The following is a 26,257-nucleotide window of genomic DNA, read 5'->3' as shown; positions in this document are numbered from 1 at the left end:
TCGATTAAGTATTGGCAATGACAGCCAGGGCAGCGGCAGGTCAAGATACCTGCCTTTTGCCTGATAATTCGTACTTCCGGAATCACAACCGTCTCATCGTTATGACACTGGCATGGCCAGCTCAATATCGCGTTATTTACGGCAATATCAAAACAGGTACCGTCAAAATAGAAGCCTGTATAGCGATTTACTTCATTCATGCAAACTACATATGTCTGAAAGAATGCTTGCCAATATAACCGCAACAGATCCTTGGCAAGCTATATATGATTTGAGTATAGCGAGCTGTGGTCACGGCATTCAGCCGTTGGCAGCATCTCTGATAGCGCTGATTTGCTCTGTCAGTTCTGTGACGCTGTGGGGCGGATTAAAGTACTTATAAACCTGGAGGTCCGGGCCGATCAAGGTTAGCGCCCCGGCGTGATCAACCAGGTACACACCATTACTGTCAGGTTCACCAATACGGTAGGGCAGGTAGAGGCTGCCGGTCAACTGATCTATTTGGCTTCGTGTCCCTGTTGCGGCAGCAAAATCATCATTAAAAAAGCGGATGTACTCATTCAGACGCTCTGGGGAATCCCTGTCAGGGTCGACGGAGACAAATAAAACATTGAGTGGTTGTTCTGCAGGTAACTGTTGATGTAACTGGTTCAGCAGAGAAAGCGTGGTCGGGCAGACGTCGGGGCAAAACGTGTAACCGAGGAATAGCAGTGTCCATTGACCTTGCAGAGACTGCTCAGTGATCTGTTTGCCGAGATGATTGTCCAGGGTGAAAACGGGAACGCGGTTATAGATTGTGGGTTGTTGTGGCTGTTGATTGATCTGCTGAAACGTATAGGCACCTGCAGCGATGGCTGCTAAAGCAATAATGATCAGTAGCAGCCGTGTGAGGGCAGTAGTTGGCATGGTCAATCCTGTTTTATTGGTATACGACGCTATCCTCCTGCAGAACGGGTAGCAGACCTGCGCCGGTGAACTTTTATGTTAATTATTTCGACGCAGAGAGAAAAGGCCATGGCGAAATAAATGTAGCCTTTGGGGATGTGGAGTGACAGCCCTTCACCGATCAACGATACGCCCACCAGTATCAGAAAGCTCAGAGCCAGCATTTTCAGGGTGGGATGCTTATCGACAAAGTCGCCAATGGGTTTGGCGGCAAATAGCATCACCAGGACGGCAATGACAATTGCGATGACCATGACTGGGACATGGTCTGCCATCCCTACAGCGGTGATGACGGAGTCGAGAGAAAATACGATGTCGAGAATCGCGATTTGCACCAGTACCATCATGAAGCCTGACAGCGCGGTTTTGACGACATTGCTACTGTCGTGCTCCATGGCGCTATGGATTTCATGGGTGCTTTTGGCGAGTAGGAATAGCCCGCCACCAATAAGAATAAGATCTCTGCCGGATATTTCCTGATTAAGGATGTCAAAAAGTGGTTGTGTCAGTTGCATTACCCAAGCAATGGATAGCAACAGAAGTACACGTGTGCACATGGCCAACATAAGACCGATGGTTCGGGCTTTTTGCCGTTGATGTTCGGGAAGTCGGCCAGCGAGTATGCTGACGAAAATGATATTGTCGATGCCTAGGACGATTTCAAGGGCAACCAGCGTGATCAGTGAAATCCACGCTTGCGGGTCTGTCAGCCATTCCATGAGCTAATTCCTTTTGCTGCAAATTGCCTGAGCCATATCGGCTTAATGTAGCAGGAATGTGGGGGCGACGTATAAAATGTGGTGCGGTGTGGGCGTGTGTTAGAAAAGCGAAACGCCACAGGATGTTGTGGCGCTTCTTGATTGATTGAATGAAGCAGGAGTTAGCGCTTGTCTACTGGCGGATAATCGCGTGCTTCTGGACCTGTGTAGAGCTGACGTGGTCGGCCAATACGATAGGCACCGCTGATCATCTCATGCCAGTGGGCGATCCAGCCAGGGGTTCGACCGATAGCGAAGATAACCGTGAACATCTCTGTAGGAATGCCCAGAGCCTTGAGAATAATGCCTGAGTAGAAGTCGACATTAGGATAGAGCTTCTTGCTGATGAAATATTCATCTTCCAAAGCAATTTTTTCCAGGCGTTTGGCGATCTTGAACATCGGGTCGTCACCCAGTCCGAGCTCGTTCAGGACTTCATCGCAGGTCTCTTTCATCACCTTGGCGCGAGGGTCGAAGTTCTTGTAAACCCTGTGGCCGAAGCCCATCAGACGGAAAGGATCGTCCTTATCTTTGGCTTTTGCGATGAATTGATCGATATTCTTCTCATCACCGATCTCATCAAGCATTTTCAGTACGGCTTCGTTCGCGCCACCGTGAGCTGGACCCCACAGGGCGGCAATGCCTGCCGCAATACATGCAAATGGATTGGCTCCACTGGAGCCTGCCAGTCGCACCGTCGAGGTGGACGCATTCTGCTCATGATCAGCATGCAACAGGAAGATGCGGTCCATGGCGCGAGCCAGCACAGGGCTGACATGGTATTCCTCACACGGCGTCGCGAACATCATGTGCAGGAAGTTGCCACCATAACCGAGATCATTCCTCGGATACATGAAGGGCTGGCCAATGGAGAATTTGTAGGCCATGGCTGCCAAGGTCGGCATTTTGGATACCAGACGATACGCTGTGATCTCACGGTGGCGCTCGTTCGTAATATCCAGATAGTCGTGATAGAAGGAGGCCAGTGCACCGACCAGACCGCACATGATGGCCATAGGGTGGGCGTCACGGCGGAAGCCTTTCAGCAGTTCAACCATCTGCTCATGAACCATGGTGTGGCGCAGAATGGTTGTGCTGAACATCTCTTTATTCTTTGCGTCTGGCAGCTCTCCATAAAGAAGGAGGTAGCATACCTCAAGAAAATCGGAATGTTCTGCGAGTTGTTCTATCGGATAGCCGCGATGGAGCAAGACACCCTTTTCACCGTCGATATAGGTGATTTTGGATTCGCAGGATGCGGTGGATACAAAACCCGGGTCATAGGTAAAGTAACCATTGCTGGTCAGTCCCCGGACATCAATGACATCTGGTCCTGCAGTTCCGCTAAGAACGGGTAACTCCAGAGAGAGATCAGAACCTTCAATGGTCAGCCGCGCAAGCTTCTCAGCCATCTGGCCTCCTATCATGCTGTTCTTGGCTATTGTTTATAGAGAACCCTTGCCGTTTTGTATCAATTATGATCAACCGATCAGGGTTCATTATTGTGAAGTCGGCTCAACTATAGAGACATAAAAGTTTTTGTCAAACGCTGACGTCAATAGAGAATATACTTAAATAAATGTTTGTGGTGTGCTGATTTTTACGCATAAATCGCGCACCACGTTTGGGCGTTTCGGTGTATTCGTGTCTTGTTGTGGTACAGGTATTTTTGCCTTTGATAACCTAGGGTTATGCTCAGTATGCAGGGGGGTAAATCGTTGTAATTAAAAACCGAGATGTCTATACTGCGAGGCCGTAAGCCTTGGGTAGTCGGTACTTAGGTGTGGGATGCTGGCAAGTGACTGCCCTCTTCAGATCACGCACTCAAATCCAGCAAAAAAAATGTCCTTGGCGGACCAGTTAAGGTAGATCACTCGTGAATAGCAAAAGACCAGTCAACCTCGATATAACTACTATAAGGTTGCCGTTACCAGCCTATACCTCAATTCTTCACCGTATCTCGGGTGTCATCCTGTTTGTGGGCATTGCCTTTCTTCTTTATGGGCTTGATTTGTCGCTTGGCTCAAAAGAAGGGTTCGATCAGTTGAAAGAATGCCTGCAAAATCCGGTGGCTAAATTTATTGCCTGGGGGTTGTTGTCAGCTCTGGCTTATCATTTGGTGGCCGGTGTGAAGCACCTCTTCATGGATGTCGGTATTGGGGAAGGGAAGGCTTCTGGTGTGGTGGGCGCCAAGCTGACCATTGCGGTTTCTGCCGCTCTGATTGTTCTTGCGGGGGTGTGGGTATGGTAACCAATATTACAAATCTTTCTCGGAGTGGGTTGTACGATTGGATGGTGCAGCGTGTTACCGCCATTGTGCTTGCTGCTTATTTCGTGTTCCTGACGATTTATCTCATGGTTAATCCTGGTCTGGGTTTTGAGCAGTGGAGTGGACTTTTTCAGCAGACCTGGATGCGAGTATTTACCATGATGGCGCTGCTGGCGCTGGGTGGTCATGCCTGGGTAGGCATGTGGACGATTTCGACGGACTATCTGACAGAAAAAGCGCTGGGTAACAAGGCGTTGCCTGTCAGGTTCTCTTTTCAGGCGATTTGCGGTGTTGCGATGTTCAGCTATGTGGTCTGGGGCATCCAGATCCTGTGGGGGCTATGATTTATGACCGGAATACGAACTCTGTCTTTTGATGCCATTGTGGTCGGTGGCGGTGGTGCTGGCATGCGTGCGGCACTGCAGTTGACTGAATCAGGGTTGAGGACGGCCTGTGTCACCAAGGTTTTCCCCACGCGTTCACATACTGTTTCTGCTCAGGGCGGGATAACCTGCGCGATTGCCAGCTCTGATCCTAATGATGACTGGCGCTGGCATATGTATGACACCGTTAAGGGGTCAGACTATATTGGCGACCAGGATGCCATTGAGTACATGTGTTCTGTTGGTCCGCAGGCTGTTTTTGAGTTGGAACACATGGGCTTGCCTTTCTCTCGCACGGAAACCGGTCGTATTTATCAGCGTCCCTTTGGTGGTCAGTCCAAGGACTTTGGTAAAGGCGGACAGGCCGCCAGAACCTGTGCCGCTGCAGACCGTACCGGCCATGCCCTGTTGCATACTTTGTATCAGGCCAATCTCAAAGGAGGCACCACGTTCTTTAATGAATGGTATGCCGTTGATCTTGTGAAGAATCAGCGCGGTCAGGTTGTTGGTGTTGTGGCCATTTGTATTGAAACGGGTGAAACCGTTTATATCAAAGCCAAGGCGACAGTGCTTGCTACCGGTGGTGCTGGGCGCATCTATCAGTCCACCACGAATGCGCTGATCAATACTGGTGATGGTGTCGGTATGGCACTGCGTGCAGGATTCCCTGTTCAGGATATGGAGATGTGGCAGTTCCATCCCACCGGTATTCATGGCGCAGGCACGTTGGTCACGGAAGGGTGTCGTGGTGAAGGCGGTTACCTGATTAACAGTGAGGGTGAGCGCTTCATGGAGCGCTATGCACCTAATGCTAAGGATCTTGCGGGTCGTGATGTGGTGGCTCGTTCCATGGTTATTGAGATTCTCGAAGGACGCGGTTGTGGTCCCAATAAGGATCATGTGCTTCTCAAGCTGGACCACCTGGGTGAGGAAACCTTGAATCTCAGGTTGCCAGGCATTTGTGAGCTTTCACGCACATTTGCGCATGTCGACCCTGTCAAAGCGCCGATTCCGGTTGTTCCCACATGTCACTACATGATGGGTGGTCTGCCTACCAATATTGGTGGTCAGGCGCTTACGCAAACAGCTGATGGTCAAGATGCCATTATTGATGGGCTATATGCGTGTGGTGAGGCTGCGTGTGTGTCTGTTCATGGGGCTAATCGTTTGGGTGGGAACTCGCTGCTGGATCTCGTGGTCTTCGGTCGTGCTGCTGGTTTGCAGATTGTGCAAAGCCTGAAGGAAGGCTTTGACAGTATGGATGCCAGTGATACAGATCTGGATCAGGCGATGGCACGTCTGAATCACTTAAATGCCAGTACTGCCGGCGAAAGTGTCGCAGCGGTTCGTAAAGATCTGCAGAATACCATGCAGCTTTATTTCGGGGTGTTCCGCGAAGGTGAAAGTATGCAGAAAGGTTTGGGTTTGCTGGATGAGATTGGTCAGCGACTCCAAAATCTGCATCTTGAAGATAAGAGCCAAGCTTTCAATACTGCACGAATTGAGGCGCTGGAGCTTGAAAACCTCTATGAGGTCGCTTACGCAACGGCTGTTGCAGCGGAAGAGCGGAAGGAATCTCGCGGAGCGCATGCTCGAAACGACTTCCAGGAGCGCGATGATGATAACTGGCTCAAGCACTCCATTTATTTCCCTGCCGACAAGCGAATTGGCAAGCGGGATGTGAACTTCGCTCCTAAAACCATGGAGCCGTTCCCGCCGAAAATCCGTACATACTAAGGTAATGGGGGAATATTATGACGCTGAATGTAAGTGTGTATCGCTATAATCCGGAGACGGATAATGCGCCTTATATGCAGGATTTCAAGATTGAAGTGCCTGAAGGTAAGGACTTGATGGTGCTTGATGTCCTGAATCTTGTGAAAGAACAGGATTCGGGCTTATCTTATCGGCGTTCGTGCCGGGAAGGGGTTTGTGGCTCGGATGGAATGAATATCAGTGGCACTAATGGATTGGCGTGTGTCACGCCGTTGTCCGAAGCTGTCCGAAAAGGGAAGCTGGTGCTAAGGCCTCTCCCTGGCCTGCCAGTGATTCGTGATTTGGTCGTAGATATGGGGCTTTTCTACAAACAGTATGAAAAGATGAAGCCGTATCTGATTAATGACACCTCTCCTCCTGCTATTGAAAGGCTGCAGTCGCCCGAAGAGCGAAGCAAGCTGGATGGGCTGTATGAATGCATATTGTGCGCCTGTTGCTCAACATCCTGTCCTTCTTTTTGGTGGAATCCCGATAAGTTTGTTGGGCCGGCAGGGTTGCTCCAGGCTTATCGCTTTCTTGCAGATAGTCGTGATACGGCCACTCAGGAGCGTCTGTCGGCATTGGATGATCCGTTCAGTGTTTTCCGTTGCAGGGGTATTATGAACTGTGTCAGCGTTTGCCCGAAGGGTCTGAATCCTACAAGAGCTATCGGTCATATCAGAGATATGCTGCTGAGAAGTGGCACATAAATAGGTGGTGGCTCCTTCGGGAGCCCTGTCAAAAAATAGGCGTTGAGATTGTGGTTCTTTGATTGTTGTATTTTGTAAATGATCAGTTATCACCGACTTTAATAACATCTATAATTAGTGCGTGGATTCGTACAGTTCGGATTGTTATATTTATCCGACTGGTTTTGTCTGGATAAGCGCTCAAAAAGTGTCTATCCAAGGGGCTGCCTTACTACTCGATATTTCTGTCCGTTATTGTGGCGGAAGGGTTGTTTTGTCAGCCGGTAACGGTTTTAACCAGCAGGGGCGACCGGGCAACACCCGGACTATCTGTGGGGAATAGCAGCGAAGCGATTTTTACCCGATGCTTTCACTGCACAAGCACTCTCCAGTTTCGACATCAGATAGTGACCCAATTGAGTGGGGTTACAGGATAATGCAAGATGGTGTGATGCAGCGGATGTGGGGCACAGCTCATATATCCGGGGGAAACGCTGCATACGTAGAGGAACTGTACGAAAGTTATCTCCGCGATCCCAATACTGTGCCGGAGGAGTGGCGCGATTATTTTTCGCGGCTACCTCAAGTAGCGGATTCCCAGAGCGCTGATGTCCCTCATTCTGTCATACGCGATAACTTCCTTCTCTTAGCCCGCAATAAATCCCGTAAGCAACCGGTTGGGGCTGGCGCTGTCAGCAGTGAACATGAAAAGAAGCAGGTTCTTGTTCTTCGTCTGATTAGTGCTTATCGGGTGCGTGGCCACCAAAATGCCGATATTGATCCTTTGGGGATTATGGGACGTGAAGTCGTGCCCGACCTTGCGCTTGAGCATCACGGCTTGAGTAGTGCAGACCTGAATACCGATTTTCAAACGGGCTCTCTGTTTATTGGTAAAGAAGAAGCCTCTCTGGGGGAAATCGTTCAGCTTCTGCAACGGACTTATTGTGGCAGTGTTGGCGCTGAGTTCATGCATATTGTCGATACACAACAGCGCCGATGGTTCCAGCAGCGTCTGGAAAGTGTGCAGTCCAGTCCCGCTATTGGGGTCGACGCTAAGCATCATTTGCTGGAGCGGTTAACGGCTGCCGAGGGGCTGGAAAAATACCTTGGCACCAAATATCCCGGGACTAAACGTTTTGGTCTTGAAGGTGGCGAATCACTGATTCCTATGCTGGATGAATTAATTCAACGTGCAGGAACGTATGGTGCGCGTGAAATTGTGATTGGTATGGCGCACCGTGGTCGTCTGAATGTGCTGGTCAATATACTGGGGAAAAATCCTTCAGAGCTGTTTGAAGAGTTTGAAGGGAAAAAAATAGCCGAAAATGGCTCAGGTGATGTTAAGTATCACCAAGGGTTCTCTTCTAATGTTATGACTCCTGGCGGAGAGGTTCATCTCGCTCTGGCCTTTAATCCGTCACACTTGGAAATAGTAAGCCCTGTCGTTGAAGGTTCTGTTCGTGCAAGACAGGATCGTAGAAGTGATAGCAAACGACATTCCGTTGTTCCGATTTCACTGCATGGTGACGCTGCCTTTGCCGGGCAGGGTGTTGTCATGGAAACCTTTCAGTTGTCGCAGACGCGGGCATATGGCACGGGCGGAACGGTTCATATTGTTGTGAATAATCAGGTTGGTTTCACTACTAGCCGGCCTGACGATGCGCGTTCCACTGAATATTGTACAGATGTTGCAAAAATAGTGGGTGCACCCATTTTACATGTGAATGGTGATGATCCTGAAGCCGTGGTGTTTGCCACTAAGCTAGCCATGGATTATCGCATGGAGTTTAAGCAGGATATTGTCATTGACTTGGTCTGTTACCGTCGTCGTGGGCATAACGAGGCTGATGAGCCCTCCGGTACACAGCCGATGATGTACCAGAAAATAAAGGAACAGAAAACTACACGTACCCTCTATGCAGAAAGTTTGCTAGCTGAGAGTGTCTTGACGGAGCTGCAGGATAAAAAGCTGGTCGATGACTATCGCAATGCGCTTGAAAGCGGTTTGCATGTCGCCAAGAGCCTGGTAAAAGAACCCAATAAAGAACTTTATGTGGATTGGGCTCCCTATCTTGGACATGAGTGGACTGCCAGGCATGATACCCGGGTTGCACTTGGCATTCTTCAGGAGTTGGGCCAGAAAGTCTGCGATACGCCGGAAGGCTTTGTCGCCCAGAGGCAGGTAGGTAAGATTCTAGACGATCGCAGGAAGATGGCTGCCGGTGCATTGCCTATCAACTGGGGTATGGCAGAGACCTTGGCTTATGGCAGCCTACTCAAAGAAGGGCATGCAATCCGAATTACAGGTCAGGATGTAGGTCGTGGTACCTTTTCCCACCGTCATGCGGTATTACATAACCAGAAAGATGGTTCTACCTGGGTGCCCTTGGCTCATTTGGCTGAAGGGCAGCCTCAACTGCAGATCTATGATTCAGTCCTGTCCGAAGAGGCTGTTTTGGCCTTTGAGTACGGCTACTCTACGACGATGCCCAATGCGCTGGTGATTTGGGAGGCGCAGTTTGGTGATTTTGCCAATGGTGCCCAGGTTGTGATCGACCAGTTTATTGCTAGTGGAGAGCATAAGTGGGGTCGTTTATGTGGTTTAACGATGCTGTTGCCGCATGGTTATGAAGGGCAAGGACCAGAGCACTCGTCTGCACGTTTGGAGCGTTTTCTTCAGCTTTGTGCGGAACATAATATTCAGGTGTGTGTGCCCACGACGCCTGCCCAGGTTTTTCATATGTTACGCAGGCAGGTGCTGAGACCTTTGCGTAAACCACTCGTAGCTTTTACGCCGAAAAGTCTGCTGCGTCATAAGTTAGCCATCTCTTCACTCGAAGAACTGGCTGATGGGTCATTTCAGACGTTAATTCCTGAGATTGATGCGCATGAAATGGCTGAGGTCACACGGCTCGTCATGTGCAGTGGCAAGGTCTATTACGATTTGCTTGAGAAGCGTCGTACTGAATCACTGGATCACGTTGCCATCATTCGTATTGAGCAACTCTACCCATTCCCTCAGGAAGATCTGGATGAGCTGATTGCTAATTATCCTAACCTGACGTCGATTGTCTGGTGTCAGGAAGAGCCTATGAACCAGGGAGCCTGGTATTGCAGTCAGCATCATATGCATCGTGCTATCGCTCAGCACAGCAATAAACAGTTGCAACTGCAGTACGCAGGGCGCGAAGCATCCGCGGCACCCGCTTGCGGCTACATGTCTATTCATGTAGAGCAACAGCAGAAACTGGTAGCGGATGCACTGGGCCTCAATTGAAGCAGTACTGAAACAGAATCGCTCAAGGAACTAAATCGACATGGCCATTGAAATCAAAGCACCTACCTTTCCGGAATCTGTGGCTGACGGTACTGTTGCCAGTTGGCATAAGCAGCCGGGTGAGGCCTGTGCCCGCGATGAACTGCTTGCAGATATTGAGACCGATAAGGTTGTCCTCGAAATCGTAGCTCCTGCTGATGGCGTCCTCAAAGAGGTGATTAAGGCAGAGGGGGATACGGTTCTCAGTGAAGAGCTGATTGGCATCTTTGAAGAAGGTGAAGGCGGCGTTATTCAGCCTGCGACGACTGATGTAGCAACTGCTGAGCCTCAATCGGGGACGGTTCAGTCTGGCGGCGCAGCGACTCTGAGTCCTGCAGCCCGACGAATGGCTGATGAGCATGGCATTGATCATGGTGCAGTGGCAGGTACTGGCAAGGGCGGACGTGTCACCAAAGAAGACGTACTCAACTATGTTGAATCTGGTGCGGGTGCCTCTGCCGCCAAATCTGTGAGTAATGCTCCTGCTGCGAGTGTTGCTAAGGCACCTGCGCCTGAAGCCATTGCACCAGTTTTTGGTGGTGATCGTGTCGAAAAACGTGTCCCGATGACCCGTTTAAGGGCTCGTATTGCTGAGCGCTTGGTAGAGGCGCAGCAATCAGCCGCGATGCTGACCACGTTTAATGAAGTGAACATGAAGCCGATCATGGATCTGCGTCGTGAATACAAGGATCTTTTTGAAAAGCGGCATAATGTCAAAATGGGTTTCATGTCCTTTTTCGTGAAAGCCTGCGTTGAAGCGTTGAAGCGTTATCCTGTGGCAAATGCGTCTATAGATGGGAATGATATCGTTTATCATGGTTATCAGGATGTTGGTGTTGCCGTATCCAGTGATCGCGGGTTAGTAGTACCCGTCCTTCGCAATGCTGAGGATATGAGCCTCGCTGAGGTTGAATTAACAATCAGGGAGTTCGGCGAAAAAGCCAAGGAAGGAAAACTCTCCATTGAGGAGATGACGGGGGGAACCTTCACGATATCCAATGGTGGTGTATTTGGGTCACTGCTTTCAACACCGATTCTGAATCCGCCACAATCGGCGATACTCGGAATGCACAAGATTCAGGAGCGCCCGATGGCGGTCAATGGAGAGGTGGTTGTACTGCCTATGATGTATCTTGCGCTTTCTTATGATCACCGTTTGCTGGACGGAAAGGAAGCGGTACGCTTCCTGGTCACAGTGAAGGAATTGTTGGAAGACCCTGCACGTATGCTGCTGGATGTCTGATTTGTTTTCGACAGGGGACGGCTTGTACTGTCCCCAGATAATTGTTTTGAATCCGGGAAAGCGATATGGCTGAAAAATACGACGTGGTGGTAATAGGCTCAGGACCTGCAGGTTATGTCTGTGCCATCCGTGCAGCCCAGCTGGGCCTGAAAACGGCCTGTATCGAAAAGTGGGTAGATGAAAAGGGAAAAGCCAAACTGGGCGGTACTTGTCTTAATGTTGGCTGTATTCCCTCCAAGGCATTGCTCGACAGCTCCTACAAATATTACGAAGCTAAAAAGCACTTCGATGTTCATGGTATCACGACCGGTGAGGTCGGTATTGATGTTCCTGCCATGATCAAGCGCAAGGACAAGATTGTTGGTAATCTGACTCAGGGCGTAGGCGGCCTGTTTAAGGCGAATGGGGTTACTCTGATTCAGGGAACCGGTACTGTACTGTCAGGTAAGCAGGTTAATGTTACTGCCGCTGATGGCTCCAGCCAGGTTCTGGATACTGAAAATGTTGTTATTGCAACAGGTTCAGTGCCCGTGGAAATTCCTCCCACACCGCTGAATGCTGACATCATAGTTGATTCTACCGGGGCGCTGGAATTCCAGCAGGTGCCTGCCCGTTTGGGTGTTATCGGTGCAGGGGTTATTGGTCTTGAGCTGGGCAGTGTTTGGGCGCGTCTGGGCGCTGAAGTGACCGTGCTGGAAGCTCAGGATCGTTTCCTTGCGACTGCAGACCAGCAGATTGCCAAGGATGCAGCCAAGATCTTTAAGAAGCAGGGTCTGGATATCCGTCTGGGTGCCCGTGTCACTGGTTCTGAAGTGAATGGTAGTGAAGTTACTGTGAAATATATCGACCAGAATGGCGAAGAGCATTCACAGATTTTTGACAAGCTGATTGTTGCCGTTGGTCGTCGCCCATTGACTGAAAACCTGATTGCACCTGATTCCGGTGTGAATCTGGATGAGCGTGGTTTCATTTTTGTTGATGAGCAGTGCCGGACCGATGTGCCCGGTGTCTTTGCTATCGGTGATGTGGTTCGTGGTCCGATGCTTGCGCACAAAGGATCCGAAGAAGGGGTAATGGTCGCTGAACTGATCGCTGGTCAGCCTGCACAGGTTAACTATGATCTGGTACCGTCCGTAATCTATACCCATCCTGAAATTGCATGGGTGGGTAAAACGGAAGAAGAGGTCAAGGCTGGCGCTGAAGAGTATAAAGTGGGCACATTCCCGTTTGCTGCCAGTGGACGTGCTATGGCATCTAACGATACTGATGGTTTTGTCAAGGTAATTGCTGACAAAAAAACTGATCGTATCCTGGGCGTTCACGTGATTGGTCCCGCTGCCGCCGAACTGGTACAGCAGGGTGCCATTGCGATGGAGTTTGCTGCCAGCTCCGAGGATCTGGCATTGACCATGTTCTCGCATCCAACCGTCAGTGAAGCATTGCATGAAGCGGCGCTGGCTGTTGATGGACATGCCATCCATATTGCTAACCGCAAGCGTAAGTAATCTGCCGGGTGAGGCTCTCACCTGATCGAACCATGGCGGGCCTTGTTGCCCGCCAGCTCAAAAACAAGAATAGCCAGTGTTTTTATTTGTTCCAGAAGTCAAAGGGTAGGGCTTCCAGGGCCTGCCATAACGAGTAATAAAAAAACCGAATCATCTGAGATGAGGGAAGGGTCAATAGCATGAACTTGCACGAATACCAGGCCAAACAGCTCTTCAAGGAGTATGGTCTGCCCGTATCCGTGGGTTTTGCCTGCAAAACTCCTGAGGAAGCGGTTGCAGCGGCGGATAAAGTCGGTGGAGATCACTGGGTGGTGAAGGCGCAAGTCCACGCTGGGGGGCGTGGTAAGGCCGGCGGTGTCAAATTGGTTAAAAGCAAGGATGAGATTCGTGCTTTTGCTGAGCAGTGGCTGGGTAACCGGCTGGTGACCTATCAAACAGATGAGCGCGGTCAGCCGGTCAGCTGTGTTCTGGTGGAATCCTGTACTGCCATTGCTAATGAATTATACCTTGGTGCAGTCATTGATCGCTCAACGCGTCGTGTGGTCTTTATGGCTTCCACGGAAGGTGGCGTTGAGATTGAAAAAGTAGCAGAAGAAACGCCTGAGAAAATTCTCAAGGCGACGATTGATCCTCTGGCGGGAGCACAGCCTTATCAGGCACGTGAGCTGGCCTTCAAGCTGGGCTTGAATGCTGCTCAGGTTAAACAATTTACCAAGATTTTTCTGGGTCTGGCGAAACTGTTCACGGACTACGACCTGGCATTGCTTGAGATTAACCCGCTGGTGATTACTGAAGATGGCGAGCTGCTTTGCCTAGATGGAAAAATCAATATCGACAGTAATGCTCTCTACCGTCAGCCAAAGCTGAAATCCATGCACGATCCTTCCCAGGATGATCCTAGAGAGGCGCATGCTGCCCAGTGGGAGCTCAACTATGTAGCGCTGGATGGCAATATTGGCTGCATGGTAAACGGTGCAGGCCTTGCCATGGGAACCATGGATATCATCAAGCTGCACGGTGGGCAGCCGGCTAACTTCCTGGATGTGGGCGGCGGTGCAACCAAAGAACGGGTTTCTGAAGCTTTCAAGATTATTTTGTCGGATGACAGTGTGAAGGCCGTTCTGGTGAATATCTTTGGGGGTATCGTGCGTTGTGATTTGATTGCTGAAGGCATCATTGGCGCAGTAAAGGAAGTGGGTGTGAATGTGCCGGTTGTTGTTCGGCTTGAAGGCAATAACGCAGAGCTGGGTGCAAAGACCCTGGCAGACAGTGGCTTGGATATCATTGCAGCAAATAGTCTTACAGAAGCTGCTGAACAGGTGGTGAAAGCTGCGGAGGGGGGCAAATGAGCATTCTCATCAATAAAGAGACCCGCGTCATCTGTCAGGGATTCACAGGTTCACAGGGAACATTCCACTCTGAACAGGCCATCGATTACGGTACTAGAATGGTGGGTGGTGTCACGCCGGGTAAAGGTGGTCAGGCACATCTGGGCTTGCCGGTCTTTGATACTGTTCGCGAAGCCGTGGAGCAAACTGGTGCAGAAGCGTCTGTGATTTATGTGCCTGCACCATTCTGCAAAGACTCAATACTGGAAGCTGCAGATGCTGGGATTCAGTTGATTGTCTGCATAACGGAAGGTATTCCGACACTGGATATGCTGGAATGTAAAATCAAGTGTGATGAGCTGGGTGTCAGGTTGGTTGGCCCGAACTGCCCGGGTGTCATTACGCCGGGTGAGTGCAAGATTGGCATCATGCCAGGGCATATTCATAAGCCCGGTAAAGTCGGTATAGTGTCCCGTTCCGGCACCTTGACCTATGAGGCGGTCAAACAGACAACTGACTGTGGTTTTGGTCAGTCAACCTGTGTCGGTATTGGCGGCGACCCTATCCCGGGCTCAAACTTCATTGATATTCTTGCCCTCTTTGAGGCTGATGACAGAACGGAAGCCATTGTAATGATTGGCGAGATAGGCGGTACGGCAGAAGAAGAAGCGGCAGCTTATATCACGGATAATGTGAGCAAGCCGGTTGTGTCTTATATTGCCGGTGTCACTGCGCCACCAGGAAAGCGTATGGGGCATGCGGGTGCGATTATCTCGGGTGGGAAAGGTACTGCCGATGAGAAGTTTGCAGCCTTGAATGACGCCGGAGTCAAGACTGTTCGTAGCCTTGCTGATATCGGTAAGGCCTTGAAGGAAATTACCGGTTGGTAAAAAACAAAACGCTTTAAAAAAAGGGCGCTATATAGGCGCCCTTTTTTTATTCCTAAAAAAGATATCAAAATAGTGAAAAGCGCTGTCTAATGCTATAAATACAGTGACAATAAATTGCCTTAGGTGATTATACTTAGTCATAAGAGCTGGGATAAAACAAGAAAGGAGTGGAACATGCTGGTAGGTGTACCCGCTGAAATCAAGAATCATGAGTATCGCGTCGGTTTAATTCCTGCAGCTGTAAAAGAGCTGGTAGGGAGAGGGCATTCTGTCATTGTTGAGAATAATGCGGGAGCCGCTATTGGGTTTGACAATGATGCATATTTAGCTGCCGGTGCAGAGATCGTCTCTACCGCAGAGGAAGTATTTGCCCGGGCAGAAATGATTGTCAAGGTCAAGGAGCCTCAGGCGATTGAGCGTAAGATGCTTCGCCCTGAACAGACACTGTTCACCTATTTGCACTTGGCACCTGATGTCCCTCAGACCAATGATTTGATCTCTTCTGGTGCCACCTGTATTGCCTATGAGACCGTGACAGACGATGCCGGTCGTTTGCCTTTGCTGGCGCCGATGTCAGAAGTGGCAGGTCGTATGTCTATTCAGGCCGGTGCACATTGCCTGGAAAAGGCGATGGGTGGTCGCGGTGTGTTGATGGGAGGCGTGCCGGGGGTTGAGCCTGCGAATGTTGTTGTCATCGGGGGCGGTGTTGTTGGGTATAACGCAACCTTAATGGCAGTGGGTATGGGTGCTAATGTCACGGTGCTTGACCGTTCACTGGATGTACTCAGACGATTGGACCAGCAGTTTGGTAATCGTATCAAGACTGTTTTCTCTACCTCTCAGGCGATTGAAGAGTATGTGGCTGAGGCCGATCTTGTGGTGGGTGGTGTGCTGATCCCCGGTGCTGCAGCGCCTAAGCTGATCACACGTGAGATGGTTCGGTCCATGAAGCCTGGTGCTGCTATTGTTGACGTAGCGATAGACCAGGGGGGATGTTGCGAAACCTCCCATGCCACGACACATGCAGAGCCCACCTATGTTGTTGATGATGTGGTGCATTACTGTGTTGCTAATATGCCCGGTGCAGTTGCACGCACATCGACCATTGCGCTGAATAACGCCACGATTCCTTTCGTCCTGCAACTGGCAGATAAGGGGCCGCGGAAAGCGATGGAAGAGAATCGGCACCTGCTCAATGGCTTAAATGTTTGCAAGGGTATTGTTACCTGCGAGAGCGTGGCTGAAGCGCAGAATCTCGATTATCAAAGCCCGGAAAATATGCTGAAAGAACTCTAAATCAGTGATTTGAAGGTCAAAACCGCAGGCTATAAAGGCCTGCGGTTTTTTTATAGGTTTCTTAACGAATAGCCCAATACCTGTGAATCCTCTATGCTTCGCCACCGGGTTGATAACAGGTTGACAGGCATGCAGCAAGCCGTTGAGTTTCCGCAGAAGTACCGTTTTATTCGTGCATTAAGACCGTTCTCATTTAGTGTGGCGCTGATGAGTTGTGGTCTCGGTGTCACGCTTGCCTATCAATCGGGTGAGGGTCATTTGTTAAGGTCTGTTTTTGTCATGATTGCTGGTGTGTTGTTACAGGCCGCCACTAATCTGTTTAATGATTATGCAGATCTTAACTTTTGGCGGCGACAAACCACCGCACTGGCCACGTGTGTCATGCATCAGATCCGAATGAATGCGCAGTGTGCCATGGCGATGGCGTTTGTGGCTTGTCTGCTCGGCCTTTACTTGGTGAGCCATGCGGGATGGCAACTTTTACTGATTGGCCTTCTTGGTGTGGCTGGCGGATATTTTTATACGGCTGAGCCTGTCAACCTGAAAGAGCGGGGGCTTGGGCTTGTCGCTGTTTTCGTTTTTACGGGGCTGCTGATGGTGGAAGGTGCCTATATGGCGGTTAGTGGTGACTGGTCTTTCCGTGCTTTGCTGCTGGCCTTGCCTTTATCTATTTTGTCGAGCCTGGTGCTTTTGGCTAATGAACTGCGGGATGTAGAAGATGATAGTCAACGTCATATAAAAACATTTACCGTGCGTTTTGGGTTTACCGTTGGGCGATCACTTTACCTGACCCTGTTCTTGATGCTTTTTGCTGTAGTCGTATGGCTTACAGTATCTGACTTTATTCATGAGCCGATGTGGCTTCTGCCATCGGTTGTCTGCCTGTATTGGCCACTTCGTTTGTTGTTTAGCGGGCAAAAGGATTTGTCACGTTTGCCTCCCATGACGGGGCGTGTCTTTATGGTATTTGGTCTTGGGTTGATGTGTGCCGTGTAGTTGGATGTAACCGGGAACAGGGGGCTCTGTTCCCGGCCAGCACTTATTGAATGTTAATTCTTCAGGCGTAATTCAAACAGCTTGGCTGCGGTATCAGGCATGCTGCCACTAACAGGTGAAGATGCTTTGCCGTCATGAATTAATTTCAGGGTTGAGTATTTTCGGTTGGTTGCGTTTGTCAGTGATTCGGGCGTTCTCATGATGCTGGGTTTGATAAAAAGCATCAGATTTTTCTTGGTGCGTTTATCGGTGCTGTTGGTAAATAAGCCGCCCAATAAGGGGATATCGACCAAGAAGGGGACTTTGGATGAACCTTTCTGAACATCGTCTTGTAGCAGACCGCCCAAAATAACAGTGTTGCCATCATCTACGATAATCGTGGCCTTGATTTTTCGTTGACTGGTTATGGGATCACCACTTTGTGTCACACTGGATGTGTTATCCAATAAGTTGGATATTTCCTGTTCGATTTCCAAGCGCAAAGATTCTCCGTCACCGATGTGAGGTGTAACTTTGAGTGTCAGGCCAACGGGTTTTCTCTCTGTCGTTGTGAATGGGTTCGTGCTTGAATCGCCACCACTGGTGTAAGAGCCCGTTTGGAAAGGAACTTCCTGGCCGACGACGAATTCCGCTTCTTCATTGTCGAGCGTTATCATGCTGGGTGTGGAGAGCAAATTGGTTTTAGTTCGACTGCTCAGAGCATTAACCAGCACACCGAAATTACTGTTTCTTAATGCCACGGAACCAATACTGATAGTGGGTAAAGGCGCTCCGACGACGGAAACAGGGTTTGCTGTATTGCTGGAGTAGGTGTTTTTTCCACCAATACCCCATTGGATACCCAGTGCATCATTAACGTCACCTGATACTTCGACAATGGCTGCTTCAATTAACACTTGAGCCCTGCGAACATCCAGCTGCCTGACCAGGGTTTCGAGTTCTTTCAACGTGTTTGGGTCAGCAATCATAACCAGCGCGTTGGTTGTCTCATCCGCTTTGATGAAGATATTGCCTGACAGCCCCTTATTGCTGCTTCGCGAACTGCTGCCCTGGCTGGTCGGGGCTGACGGTACACCGGACGGTCTTGAGCTGTTGCTGCCAGATTGGGTGCCCGTATTTCCTTCTTTTATGGACTGGGAGGCTTCGCTGAGAATCTCGGCGAGATTCTTGGCGTCGGCATAGCGGAGGAATATTACTCGCGTGGATGATGTCAGGATTCCCTGTTCATCTAATGTGTGGACAAGCTTTCTGACCCGTGCGCGCTTGTTGGCATTACCCTTGATAACCAGCCTGTTACTGCGCTCGTCGGCAATGACCTGAAGGCTGCTGGGGAGGGGGCCTTTGTTGCTTGACAGTGTGTCCTGGATGATTTTGCTGACATCGCCGACCCAGGCGTGTTCGAGCTTGATGACTTCGTAGTCATTGTCGCTGGCGTCGTCTAGATCCCTAACCAGGTGGGTGATACGCTCGACGTTGTCGGCTAAATCGCTAATTACTACTGCATTGCCGGATGATGATGCCGCCGCATGGCCATATTGTGCGATTAAAGGCCGGATGATGGGAATGACTTCAACCGCAGAGACGCTGTGTAGATCTAAGACTCGTGTCACCATGGTAGCGTTGTCGGGCTTTTTCGCTGAGTCCGGCGAAGTGCCTGCGGTCTTGGCCGTGGTGGTAGGGATAATGCTCTTGGCATTACCTTTCGGAATGACTGCGTAGCCATTGGCACTCAGGACCTCAAGAAAAATATCGTAAATCTGGTCCTTGTCCATGGGGGTGGATGAAATGACCGTAACGGTATTCCCACCCTTGATGCGGGGATCAATAATAAATGTGTCACCCGTGATATTGGCGATCTGGGCGATAAACTCCCTGATGTCGGCATTCTGCTGATTCAGTGTCCAGTGCTTTTCTGTGGAAGAATCATCCTGGCTTGATACCGCTTGCTTGGGCAGCGCCGACTGTTCTGCAAAGGCAGAAAAACAGGTGAGCAGCAGAGAGAGTGTCAATACCCCAAGGCGTTTCATGCCTGCTCGCTCTGTTGGAAACATAATCATTGGCAACCTGTACAATTTATTGTTCGCTAAGGCTAATTCCCCTGAGCCTGCTCAAGACGCTGGCGCAGCTGTTCCATTCGATCTTCAAGGGCCTTGGCGTTCTCCTGGTATTGATCGCTTAGGCCTGGCATTTCTTTGGGCATAGGAGGCGTTTGCGGGTGGCTCACTGTTTCCAGCACCTTGTCGTGGGTGATTTCCGGAAAGACCAGCTTCTGCAAAGCGCCGTGATAGCGTATGACGATGTAGTGTGGGTGTACCTGATCCAGAACCGCTCCTCCGGGGAGAGAATCGCCAATCCGGTAAAACCGATCCTGGCCGCTGCCGTCCTGAATGATAGCGCTGGAATCTGTGGTTGTGTCTCCTGCCAGTGCGCCGCGCAGGGTCAGGTTCAGGCTGGTTTTTGGGAGTTCCTGTGTTGAGAGTTGGGTATTTGACTCTTGACCTTCACCAAATAAAAAACTGAAATCGGCGAGCACAAACGTTTTTTGACTGGTGTTGCTATCGTTTGCAATGTCTGAGACTTCAGGGGGGCCTTGAAGAGTGCGATACAGGTTAAATGATTGCACTGCCAGTGTGGCAAGCATTCCAATAGTCAGCACAGCCAGAATAATGCTCGACTGGTGCTTTGCAAGCAAATTCAGCGATTTATCAAGCACTTCGTTGTTCATGTTGTCATGATTATCCTGGACGAACAGTGCAGAGAATTAAGTTTATTAATGTAGTTATTATTAAACATGATAACAGCAATTTTTTTTAAAATCGTCAAATGGCTCACAGAGGAATATGCCTCAAGGAGCGAGGAATGCGTCATCACCAAAAAACCTGCAAATCGTATGAAATCAAAGCATAATAGCTCATAGTCTGTTACTTGGACGTTATGACTAATAAATCGTTCCCTCTCTGTCAGGAACGTTATACTGATTGACCAGTCCAATAATTATTAATGGGGAAATCAGGAGCTACACGCTTGAACAATCAAAGCCAGTCGGAATCCGTTAGGGGGCAGATTGTCGCTGACGCACAGGAGCGTGAGTCAATGGCGCCCAGCGTACTGGCCATGCCGGAGTCAGTACGAATGCTGCCTTTTGCCTTTGCACGACGTCACAACCTGGTGCTTGATAAGGAAGATGGGCAACCTGTGTTGCTCATGCTGAATGTACCCTCGATTGAGCTGATTGCTGAAGTACGTCGCTTCTGTGGCAGTCCTTTACAGTACCGTCAGCTGGATCAGGAAGCCTTTGCTGCCGTGATGTCCCGCTGCTATCACGAAAACAGTTCGGATGCCCTGCAGCATGTGGCCGGGATTGGTGATGACCCTGACCTGGTTAGCCTGGCGGATGCGGTACCTGAGACGGAAGACCTGCTGGAGCAGTCAGATGACGCGCCTGTCATTAAGTTGATTAATGCGCTTTTGACTGAAGCTATCAAGGAAGGTGCTTCCGATATTCATATTGAAACCTTTGAATCCCGCCTGGTGGCACGGTTTCGTGTGGATGGTGTTTTACGGGAAATCCTATCGCTTAAACGGAATCTGGCGGCACTGCTGGTATCTCGAATCAAGGTTATGGCGCGACTGGATATTGCAGAAAAGCGTATACCTCAAGATGGTCGAATTTCGCTACGGGTAGCGGGTAAAGAGGTCGATGTTCGGGTATCCACGCTGCCTTCGAGTAATGGCGAGCGGGTTGTACTCCGGTTGCTGGATAAGGCAGCAGGACGCCTTCGTCTGGAGCACTTGGGTATGCGCCAGGAGGTGATGTCAACAATACAGCAAATGTTGGCCCAGCCCCATGGCATCATTCTGGTGACCGGCCCGACAGGTTCCGGTAAAACCACGTCCCTTTACGCGGGCCTTTCGTCACTCAATGACAGTTGTCGCAATATTCTCACGGTTGAGGATCCCATTGAATATAACCTGGAAGGCATTGGGCAGACGCAGGTGAATACCAAGGTGGACATGACTTTTGCCCGTGGTCTGCGGGCTATTTTGCGTCAGGATCCGGATGTCGTGATGGTGGGGGAGATTCGTGATACGGAAACGGCTGAAATTGCCGTTCAAGCCAGTCTGACCGGCCATTTGGTCCTTTCTACTCTGCATACCAATACCGCGATTGGCGCCATTACCCGCCTTCATGATATGGGGATTGAGCCGTTCCTGTTGTCGTCCAGTTTAATCGGAGTTATTGCGCAGCGTTTGGTCAGAATCCTCTGTACCCATTGTCGTCAGCCGTATGTGGCCGATGAAGTGGAGTGCCGTCAGCTGGAGGTGGATCCCGAGAGTCCGCCCACGCTATACCATGCGACGGGTTGCAGTGAGTGTAAACACAATGGCTATCGGGGACGTACGGGGATTTATGAAGTGGTCTCTATTGATGATGAAGCCCGGAGGATGATTCATCGGGAAGCCGGCGAGCAGACGATTAATGATTATGTTCGTCGAACCCTGCCCAGCATTCGGGCGGATGGTCGGGAAAAAGTGTTGGCCGGTGTCACCACGCTTGAAGAAGTACTCAGGGTTACCCGTCAGGATTAACAGGCCGGAGGGCGTGGAAGCACATCATGGCTGCGTATGAATATCTGGCGCTGGACGAAAATGGCGCCCAGCAGCGGGGTACCCTTGAGGCGGATAGTCAGCGTCAGGTCCGGCAGGTGTTGCGTGACCGGGAGTGGACACCACTGCAGGTTGATGCAGTGGCTGAACATAAAACCCGCCAAGGTACTGCGCGTTTTCAAGGCATTGGGCGGGGGATGTCGGCTTCGCAGCTGGCATTGATTACACGTCAGTTTGCCACCTTAATCCAGGCCGCTATGCCGATTGAGGAAGCATTAAGAGCGGTTGCTGCACAGCAGGAAAAACGGCGACTGAAAAATATGTTGCTGGCCATTCGTTCAAGAGTGTTGGAAGGTTTTACCTTGGCTCAGAGTATGGATGCCTTCCCAAATCATTTTCCGCACATGTACCGTGCCACTATCGCTGCCGGTGAGCATGCCGGTTATCTGGACAAGGTCCTGAATCAGCTGGCTGATTATACTGAGCAGCGCATGCAGTCACGCCAGAAGGTTCAACTTGCGCTCTTATATCCGGTAATACTGATGCTGGCCTGCGTGGCTATCGTCAGCTTCCTGTTGGGTTATGTCGTGCCGGATGTGATCAAGGTCTTTATCGACAGTGGCCAGGCTTTGCCCCTGGTGACCCGGGGATTAATTACTGTCAGTGAGGGGTTTCAGCAGTATTGGCCGTGGCTGGCAGGTGTTGGAGTATTACTGTTTTTTGCGACGCGTTATGCCTTGGCAAAGCCCGATATCCGATTGCGCTGGGATCGGCGACTTATGGGCTTGCCGGTGATCGGGCGGTTCAGTCGATCATTGAATACCGCCCAGTTTGCCGGAACCTTGAGTATTTTGACCCGTAGTGGTGTCTCATTGGTGGATGCTCTGATGATTGCCGCTCAAGTGGTGGGTAATGAAGCCATGAAAGCCTCGGTGAAAACGGTGGCAAGAAAGGTCAGTGAAGGAAGCAGCCTGCACCGGGCATTGGAGGAGGCTGGTTATTTTCCACCGCTGATGTTGCATATGATAGCCAGCGGTGAGGCAACCGGGGAGCTGGAAGCCATGCTGGACCGGACGGCTGACAATCAGCAGATGGAGCTGGAAAATCGTATGGCTATGCTGGTTGGACTGTTTGAGCCCCTGATGCTGGTTGTGATGGGGGGCGTTGTGCTGGTGATTGTGTTGGCGATTTTGCTGCCAATTTTGAATATGAATACATTGATTGGGTAATCGGTGTCAGGAGGTAGAGACATGATGCAGGACAGGCGGCAGGGTGGTTTTACACTCATAGAAATTATGGTGGTGGTCGTCATTTTGGGTATTCTGGCGGCGCTGGTTGTGCCCACCATTATGAGCCGGCCGGATCAGGCCAAGGCGACGGTGGCCCGGACAGATGTCAATGCCATAGCCAGCGCACTGGAAATGTATCGGCTGGATAATGGCTTTTATCCAAGTACCGAGCAGGGGTTGGATGCGCTGGTAAAAGAGCCTTCCGGCAGTCCTGAGCCGCGGCGCTGGAATCCGGATGGTTACCTGCCCAAGGTGCCGGTCGATCCCTGGGGGCATCCTTACCAATATGAAGTACCAGGTACGCACAACACCCGCAGCTTTGATGTTTATTCACTCGGGGCGGATGGTCGCGTCGGTGGTGACGGCATTAATGCCGAAATAGGTAACTGGGAAGAGTAACGTGTATCGGGCGGCCAGAAACAGGGGGTTTACGCTGATTGAGATACTGGTGGTCATATTGATCATCGGGATTATTCTGGGTGTGACACTCCTCGCTCCCCGGTCGTCAGGCCCTGCACAAGCCTTGCAGGATGAGTCTCAGCGGTTACAGCTATTAATGGAGCAGGCCCGAGATCGTGCACTGCTTGATGGTCAGGAGTATGGGCTTTCTACCACAGATAATGGTTATTACTGGTGGCGCTGGTCACGGGATAATGAGGCCTGGAAAAAATACGAGGACGCACACTACAGGCCGCATCAATTTTCGGATCGCATCCGGATGGACGTGATAGAACCGGTACCGTCGAATTTGCCCGGTAACGAACAGAAACCATTAATCGTCATGTTCAGTGACGGATTGATGACTCCGTTTCAATTGAATCTGTATCTGGGGACAGACGGACAGCAAACCCTGCAGTTGTCATCCGATGGATTGTCTGCGGTGTCAATGCCATGAGCAAGAACCAGGGGTTGGTTTTAATAGGAAAAAACGGTTGATGCGGCGTACGTCAGGGTTCACATTGCTTGAGGTCATGATAGCGCTGGTTATCTTTGCTGTGGCGGCCTCAGCCTTGTTGCTCTCTGACGGGAATGCCGTGAAACGAACGGCTCAGATACAGGACAGGATCATCGCGAACTGGCTGGCGGACCAGGCGATCAACCACTTTTATCAGGATGCGGATAACCTGCAGGTCGGGAGTTTCGGCGGACCGCAGGTGATGTCAGGGCGGGACTGGTATGTGCAGAGTGATGTGCTTGAAACCGACAAAGCGGGCTTTTACCGGGTAGAAGTGACCGTTTTTGCGGGCAATCAACTGCCTGAAAACAAGAAGGAGGCAATATGGGGTCTAACCGGATTCCTGCACAAGCCCCTTCGCTGAGGCGTTCAGGCGGTTTTACATTACTGGAGTTGTTGATCGCGATTGCTATTTTCGCGCTCATTGCGACAGCCTGCTATCGCCTGCTGAAGTCCGTTACCCAGATGCAGGAATCATCGATTGCCGTTTGGGAGAATGTCGGCGTTATGCAGCGTGCACGGCTGGTTCTGGAAAAAGACCTGTTGCAGCTTGCGATTCGTCCTATAAAAGATGAGTTTGGTCAGCGCCAATCCGCAATGGTGGCCGGTCAGGACGGTAAATTGCTCGAATTTACTCGTTCGGGTTGGCGTAACATTACCGGGGAATTGCGTAGTGATCTGCAGCGGGTGTCTTACGAGCTATCTGACCGCCAGCTGATTCGGCGTTATTGGCTGGTTCTTGATCGGGGCATATTCCTGGAGCCCCAGCAACAGGTGCTGATGGAGGATGTGGATGCCATTCGCTTTCGTTTCCGTGACAGCCGGAAACGCTGGCATAAAACATGGCCGCCTCAATCAGAGAAACAGAGTCTGCGACCCTACCTGCTACCGGCGCTGGTTGAGGTCGTGATTGAGCATCCTGAGTATGGCTACATCAGAATGCAATTACCGGGTCTGAGCTATGAGCCTCAACTGCAAACGGAGCAGGCGCCGCCATCTCCCAATAATGGGGGGAATGGTTCATGAGGGGCTCAGGCAGGAATCGTCACGCCAAATCCCGTGAATCCGGAGTCGCATTGATTTTTGTGCTCCTGATTTTTGCCATTATTGCCGTTGTGGCAGCAGGTATTGCGACAAGGCTTTATCATAATACGGAGAAGCAGTCGCGCTATCTGCAGTATGTCCAGGCTAAGCACTACGCCCTTGGTGCTGAACACTATGTGGCGTTATTGTTAGAAGAAGATAAAAAAAAGGACAAAAAAGAGGGAAAACCAGTTGATCACTGGTTTGAATCCTGGGCTGACGCCAATGACCGGTTTGAAGTTGCCGAAGGCGAGATATCTATTCAGGTACTTGATGACCAGGGACGCTTTAACCTTAATCTCCTGGCAGATGGGCAAGGTAAGGAAATTCTGGAAACACTGGTCAGGATTCTGTCTTATGAAAAAATCGATCCGAGACTGGCGTATCGTATCAGGGATTGGATTGATCCCGGCCAGGAAGTCTCTGGCAGTGGTGCGGAAGACAGTCTCTACTTGACGGCGTCCCCCCCCTATCGAACGGGTGACACCTTGATGGCTTCGGTGTCGGAATTGAAATTGTTGCAGCTATTAACGCCGGATGAATTTGCACGGTTGTTGCCACATGTCACTGTCCTGCCGGACAGCAAGGCTGGCCTGAATGCCAATACGATGACGGCAACGGTTTTCCAGAGCCTGTCTGACCGGCTCAGTGAATCGGATGCCAAAGCCTTTATTGATGGACGGGGCCGTGACGGTTTTTCTGATGTTGAGACCTTCAAGAAGCACCCACTCATCAAGGGAAAGATTGACGAAAATGTGCTTAAGAAGCTGAACCTTGATGTGAAAAGTCGTTTCTTCAGTGTCTATATCAAGGCGGTATACCGCGATGTGACGTTTTATCTCCATTCCCGGCTTGCCAGGGATGATGAAGGCAAAGTGACCGTGATAGGTCGAGAACTGGATGTGTCCCCGAAGTGGGTTGCAGCCCTGCGTGAGTCGGTGAGGTGATT

The 26,257-nt window shown here is 50.6% G+C and carries 23 protein-coding genes; 18 read left to right on the top strand and 5 right to left on the bottom strand.

Annotated features, from left to right (window positions below):
• Window positions 1-300 precede the first annotated feature (300 nt).
• The 3 genes from ABD892_RS01330 to gltA form a co-directional block, all read right to left on the bottom strand.
• Window positions 301-906 carry an SCO family protein gene (locus tag ABD892_RS01330; protein ID WP_345193051.1) on the bottom strand — a complete coding sequence of 202 codons (606 nt, stop codon included), beginning with the start codon at window positions 904-906 and terminating at the stop codon, window positions 301-303.
• A gap of 29 nt (window positions 907-935) precedes the next feature.
• Window positions 936-1,664, bottom strand: a complete 729-nt coding sequence (locus ABD892_RS01325) for a TerC family protein (protein WP_345193049.1) — start codon at window positions 1,662-1,664, stop codon at window positions 936-938.
• Window positions 1,665-1,825: 161 nt separating this feature from the next.
• The gene (gltA, locus tag ABD892_RS01320) at window positions 1,826-3,115 is read right to left on the bottom strand and encodes a citrate synthase (RefSeq protein ID WP_345193047.1); all 1,290 of its coding nucleotides are present in this window, start codon (window positions 3,113-3,115) and stop codon (window positions 1,826-1,828) included.
• A 464-nt stretch (window positions 3,116-3,579) separates the two neighbouring features.
• On the opposite strand from gltA, the gene sdhC reads away from it, so the two are divergent.
• The 11 genes from sdhC to ABD892_RS01265 all read left to right on the top strand — a co-directional run bounded on the left by sdhC (window position 3,580) and on the right by ABD892_RS01265 (window position 17,373).
• Window positions 3,580-3,954 (top strand): succinate dehydrogenase, cytochrome b556 subunit, encoded by a 375-nt coding sequence (gene sdhC, locus ABD892_RS01315; protein ID WP_345193045.1) that lies wholly within the window; start codon window positions 3,580-3,582, stop codon window positions 3,952-3,954.
• Complete coding sequence (sdhD, locus tag ABD892_RS01310) at window positions 3,948-4,316, top strand: succinate dehydrogenase, hydrophobic membrane anchor protein (protein ID WP_345193044.1); 369 nt, start codon at window positions 3,948-3,950, stop codon at window positions 4,314-4,316. The genes sdhC and sdhD overlap by 7 nt, the downstream gene beginning before the upstream one ends.
• Window positions 4,317-4,319: 3 nt before the next feature.
• Entirely contained in the window at window positions 4,320-6,092 is a 1,773-nt protein-coding gene (gene sdhA, locus ABD892_RS01305; protein ID WP_345193042.1) for a succinate dehydrogenase flavoprotein subunit, read from the top strand.
• Between the two features lie 23 nt (window positions 6,093-6,115).
• Window positions 6,116-6,820 (top strand): succinate dehydrogenase iron-sulfur subunit, encoded by a 705-nt coding sequence (locus tag ABD892_RS01300; RefSeq protein WP_345193171.1) that lies wholly within the window; start codon window positions 6,116-6,118, stop codon window positions 6,818-6,820.
• Window positions 6,821-7,235: 415 nt separating this feature from the next.
• On the top strand, window positions 7,236-10,076 hold the full coding sequence (locus ABD892_RS01295; protein ID WP_345193040.1) for a 2-oxoglutarate dehydrogenase E1 component: 2,841 nt from the start codon (window positions 7,236-7,238) through the stop codon (window positions 10,074-10,076).
• 40 nt (window positions 10,077-10,116) lie between these two features.
• Window positions 10,117-11,358 (top strand): 2-oxoglutarate dehydrogenase complex dihydrolipoyllysine-residue succinyltransferase, encoded by a 1,242-nt coding sequence (odhB, locus tag ABD892_RS01290; protein WP_345193038.1) that lies wholly within the window; start codon window positions 10,117-10,119, stop codon window positions 11,356-11,358.
• Window positions 11,359-11,423: 65 nt separating this feature from the next.
• Window positions 11,424-12,863, top strand: a complete 1,440-nt coding sequence (lpdA, locus tag ABD892_RS01285; RefSeq protein ID WP_345193036.1) for a dihydrolipoyl dehydrogenase — start codon at window positions 11,424-11,426, stop codon at window positions 12,861-12,863.
• Window positions 12,864-13,042: 179 nt separating this feature from the next.
• On the top strand, window positions 13,043-14,212 hold the full coding sequence (gene sucC / locus ABD892_RS01280) for an ADP-forming succinate--CoA ligase subunit beta (protein ID WP_345193034.1): 1,170 nt from the start codon (window positions 13,043-13,045) through the stop codon (window positions 14,210-14,212).
• On the top strand, window positions 14,209-15,081 hold the full coding sequence (gene sucD / locus ABD892_RS01275; RefSeq protein ID WP_345193032.1) for a succinate--CoA ligase subunit alpha: 873 nt from the start codon (window positions 14,209-14,211) through the stop codon (window positions 15,079-15,081). The genes sucC and sucD overlap by 4 nt, the downstream gene beginning before the upstream one ends.
• A gap of 174 nt (window positions 15,082-15,255) precedes the next feature.
• The gene (gene ald / locus ABD892_RS01270; RefSeq protein WP_345193030.1) at window positions 15,256-16,377 is read left to right on the top strand and encodes an alanine dehydrogenase; all 1,122 of its coding nucleotides are present in this window, start codon (window positions 15,256-15,258) and stop codon (window positions 16,375-16,377) included.
• 129 nt (window positions 16,378-16,506) lie between these two features.
• Complete coding sequence (locus ABD892_RS01265) at window positions 16,507-17,373, top strand: prenyltransferase (protein ID WP_345193028.1); 867 nt, start codon at window positions 16,507-16,509, stop codon at window positions 17,371-17,373.
• A 53-nt stretch (window positions 17,374-17,426) separates the two neighbouring features.
• Here the strand turns inward: ABD892_RS01265 and gspD are convergent, their stop codons facing one another.
• Together gspD and ABD892_RS01255 are read right to left on the bottom strand one after the other, a co-directional pair.
• On the bottom strand, window positions 17,427-19,424 hold the full coding sequence (gspD, locus tag ABD892_RS01260) for a type II secretion system secretin GspD (RefSeq protein WP_345193026.1): 1,998 nt from the start codon (window positions 19,422-19,424) through the stop codon (window positions 17,427-17,429).
• 38 nt (window positions 19,425-19,462) lie between these two features.
• Entirely contained in the window at window positions 19,463-20,098 is a 636-nt protein-coding gene (locus ABD892_RS01255; protein ID WP_345193024.1) for a type II secretion system protein N, read from the bottom strand.
• A 368-nt stretch (window positions 20,099-20,466) separates the two neighbouring features.
• Here ABD892_RS01255 and gspE point away from each other — a divergent pair, with 368 nt between their 5' ends.
• The 7 genes from gspE to gspK are packed head-to-tail and all read left to right on the top strand — an operon-like array spanning window position 20,467 to window position 26,255.
• Window positions 20,467-21,963: a type II secretion system ATPase GspE gene (gene gspE / locus ABD892_RS01250; RefSeq protein ID WP_345193169.1), complete on the top strand. Its 1,497-nt coding sequence runs from the start codon at window positions 20,467-20,469 to the stop codon at window positions 21,961-21,963.
• Window positions 21,964-21,989: 26 nt separating this feature from the next.
• Window positions 21,990-23,210, top strand: coding sequence for a type II secretion system inner membrane protein GspF (gene gspF / locus ABD892_RS01245; RefSeq protein ID WP_345193022.1), 1,221 nt, complete (start codon window positions 21,990-21,992; stop codon window positions 23,208-23,210).
• A 21-nt stretch (window positions 23,211-23,231) separates the two neighbouring features.
• Window positions 23,232-23,669: a type II secretion system major pseudopilin GspG gene (gene gspG / locus ABD892_RS01240; RefSeq protein ID WP_345193020.1), complete on the top strand. Its 438-nt coding sequence runs from the start codon at window positions 23,232-23,234 to the stop codon at window positions 23,667-23,669.
• Window position 23,670: 1 nt separating this feature from the next.
• Window positions 23,671-24,165: a type II secretion system minor pseudopilin GspH gene (gene gspH, locus ABD892_RS01235; protein ID WP_345193018.1), complete on the top strand. Its 495-nt coding sequence runs from the start codon at window positions 23,671-23,673 to the stop codon at window positions 24,163-24,165.
• A 40-nt stretch (window positions 24,166-24,205) separates the two neighbouring features.
• Window positions 24,206-24,589, top strand: a complete 384-nt coding sequence (gspI, locus tag ABD892_RS01230) for a type II secretion system minor pseudopilin GspI (protein WP_345193015.1) — start codon at window positions 24,206-24,208, stop codon at window positions 24,587-24,589.
• Complete coding sequence (gspJ, locus tag ABD892_RS01225) at window positions 24,550-25,251, top strand: type II secretion system minor pseudopilin GspJ (RefSeq protein ID WP_345193013.1); 702 nt, start codon at window positions 24,550-24,552, stop codon at window positions 25,249-25,251. Before gspI ends, gspJ begins: the two co-directional genes overlap by 40 nt.
• A complete protein-coding gene (gene gspK / locus ABD892_RS01220; protein ID WP_345193011.1) occupies window positions 25,248-26,255 on the top strand; it encodes a type II secretion system minor pseudopilin GspK in 1,008 nt (335 codons plus the stop codon). Before gspJ ends, gspK begins: the two co-directional genes overlap by 4 nt.
• The last annotated feature ends 2 nt before the right edge of the window (window positions 26,256-26,257 follow it).

Origin of the sequence: Kistimonas scapharcae, from assembly GCF_039540975.1 — a bacterium.
Taxonomy (GTDB): Bacteria; Pseudomonadota; Gammaproteobacteria; order Pseudomonadales; family Endozoicomonadaceae; genus Kistimonas; species Kistimonas scapharcae.
Note: the sequence above shows the minus strand (reverse complement) of the source record. Positions and strands in the feature narration are given on the sequence as shown.

What these genes read in the sequence shown, in the direction of transcription:
- gspG (WP_345193020.1), top strand. Translation starts at nt 23,232, where the DNA reads ATGATGCAGGACAGGCGGCAGGGTGGTTTTACACTCATAGAAATTATG.
- gspD (WP_345193026.1), bottom strand. Translation starts at nt 19,424, where the DNA reads ATGTTTCCAACAGAGCGAGCAGGCATGAAACGCCTTGGGGTATTGACA.
- ABD892_RS01295 (WP_345193040.1), top strand. Translation starts at nt 7,236, where the DNA reads ATGCAAGATGGTGTGATGCAGCGGATGTGGGGCACAGCTCATATATCC.
- gspE (WP_345193169.1), top strand. Translation starts at nt 20,467, where the DNA reads ATGGCGCCCAGCGTACTGGCCATGCCGGAGTCAGTACGAATGCTGCCT.
- gltA (WP_345193047.1), bottom strand. Translation starts at nt 3,115, where the DNA reads ATGGCTGAGAAGCTTGCGCGGCTGACCATTGAAGGTTCTGATCTCTCT.
- sdhA (WP_345193042.1), top strand. Translation starts at nt 4,320, where the DNA reads ATGACCGGAATACGAACTCTGTCTTTTGATGCCATTGTGGTCGGTGGC.
- ABD892_RS01330 (WP_345193051.1), bottom strand. Translation starts at nt 906, where the DNA reads ATGCCAACTACTGCCCTCACACGGCTGCTACTGATCATTATTGCTTTA.
- ABD892_RS01325 (WP_345193049.1), bottom strand. Translation starts at nt 1,664, where the DNA reads ATGGAATGGCTGACAGACCCGCAAGCGTGGATTTCACTGATCACGCTG.
- sucC (WP_345193034.1), top strand. Translation starts at nt 13,043, where the DNA reads ATGAACTTGCACGAATACCAGGCCAAACAGCTCTTCAAGGAGTATGGT.
- ABD892_RS01265 (WP_345193028.1), top strand. Translation starts at nt 16,507, where the DNA reads ATGCAGCAAGCCGTTGAGTTTCCGCAGAAGTACCGTTTTATTCGTGCA.
- gspI (WP_345193015.1), top strand. Translation starts at nt 24,206, where the DNA reads ATGCGGCGTACGTCAGGGTTCACATTGCTTGAGGTCATGATAGCGCTG.
- odhB (WP_345193038.1), top strand. Translation starts at nt 10,117, where the DNA reads ATGGCCATTGAAATCAAAGCACCTACCTTTCCGGAATCTGTGGCTGAC.
- sucD (WP_345193032.1), top strand. Translation starts at nt 14,209, where the DNA reads ATGAGCATTCTCATCAATAAAGAGACCCGCGTCATCTGTCAGGGATTC.
- lpdA (WP_345193036.1), top strand. Translation starts at nt 11,424, where the DNA reads ATGGCTGAAAAATACGACGTGGTGGTAATAGGCTCAGGACCTGCAGGT.
- ald (WP_345193030.1), top strand. Translation starts at nt 15,256, where the DNA reads ATGCTGGTAGGTGTACCCGCTGAAATCAAGAATCATGAGTATCGCGTC.
- gspJ (WP_345193013.1), top strand. Translation starts at nt 24,550, where the DNA reads ATGGGGTCTAACCGGATTCCTGCACAAGCCCCTTCGCTGAGGCGTTCA.
- gspF (WP_345193022.1), top strand. Translation starts at nt 21,990, where the DNA reads ATGGCTGCGTATGAATATCTGGCGCTGGACGAAAATGGCGCCCAGCAG.
- gspK (WP_345193011.1), top strand. Translation starts at nt 25,248, where the DNA reads ATGAGGGGCTCAGGCAGGAATCGTCACGCCAAATCCCGTGAATCCGGA.
- ABD892_RS01255 (WP_345193024.1), bottom strand. Translation starts at nt 20,098, where the DNA reads ATGAACAACGAAGTGCTTGATAAATCGCTGAATTTGCTTGCAAAGCAC.
- sdhD (WP_345193044.1), top strand. Translation starts at nt 3,948, where the DNA reads ATGGTAACCAATATTACAAATCTTTCTCGGAGTGGGTTGTACGATTGG.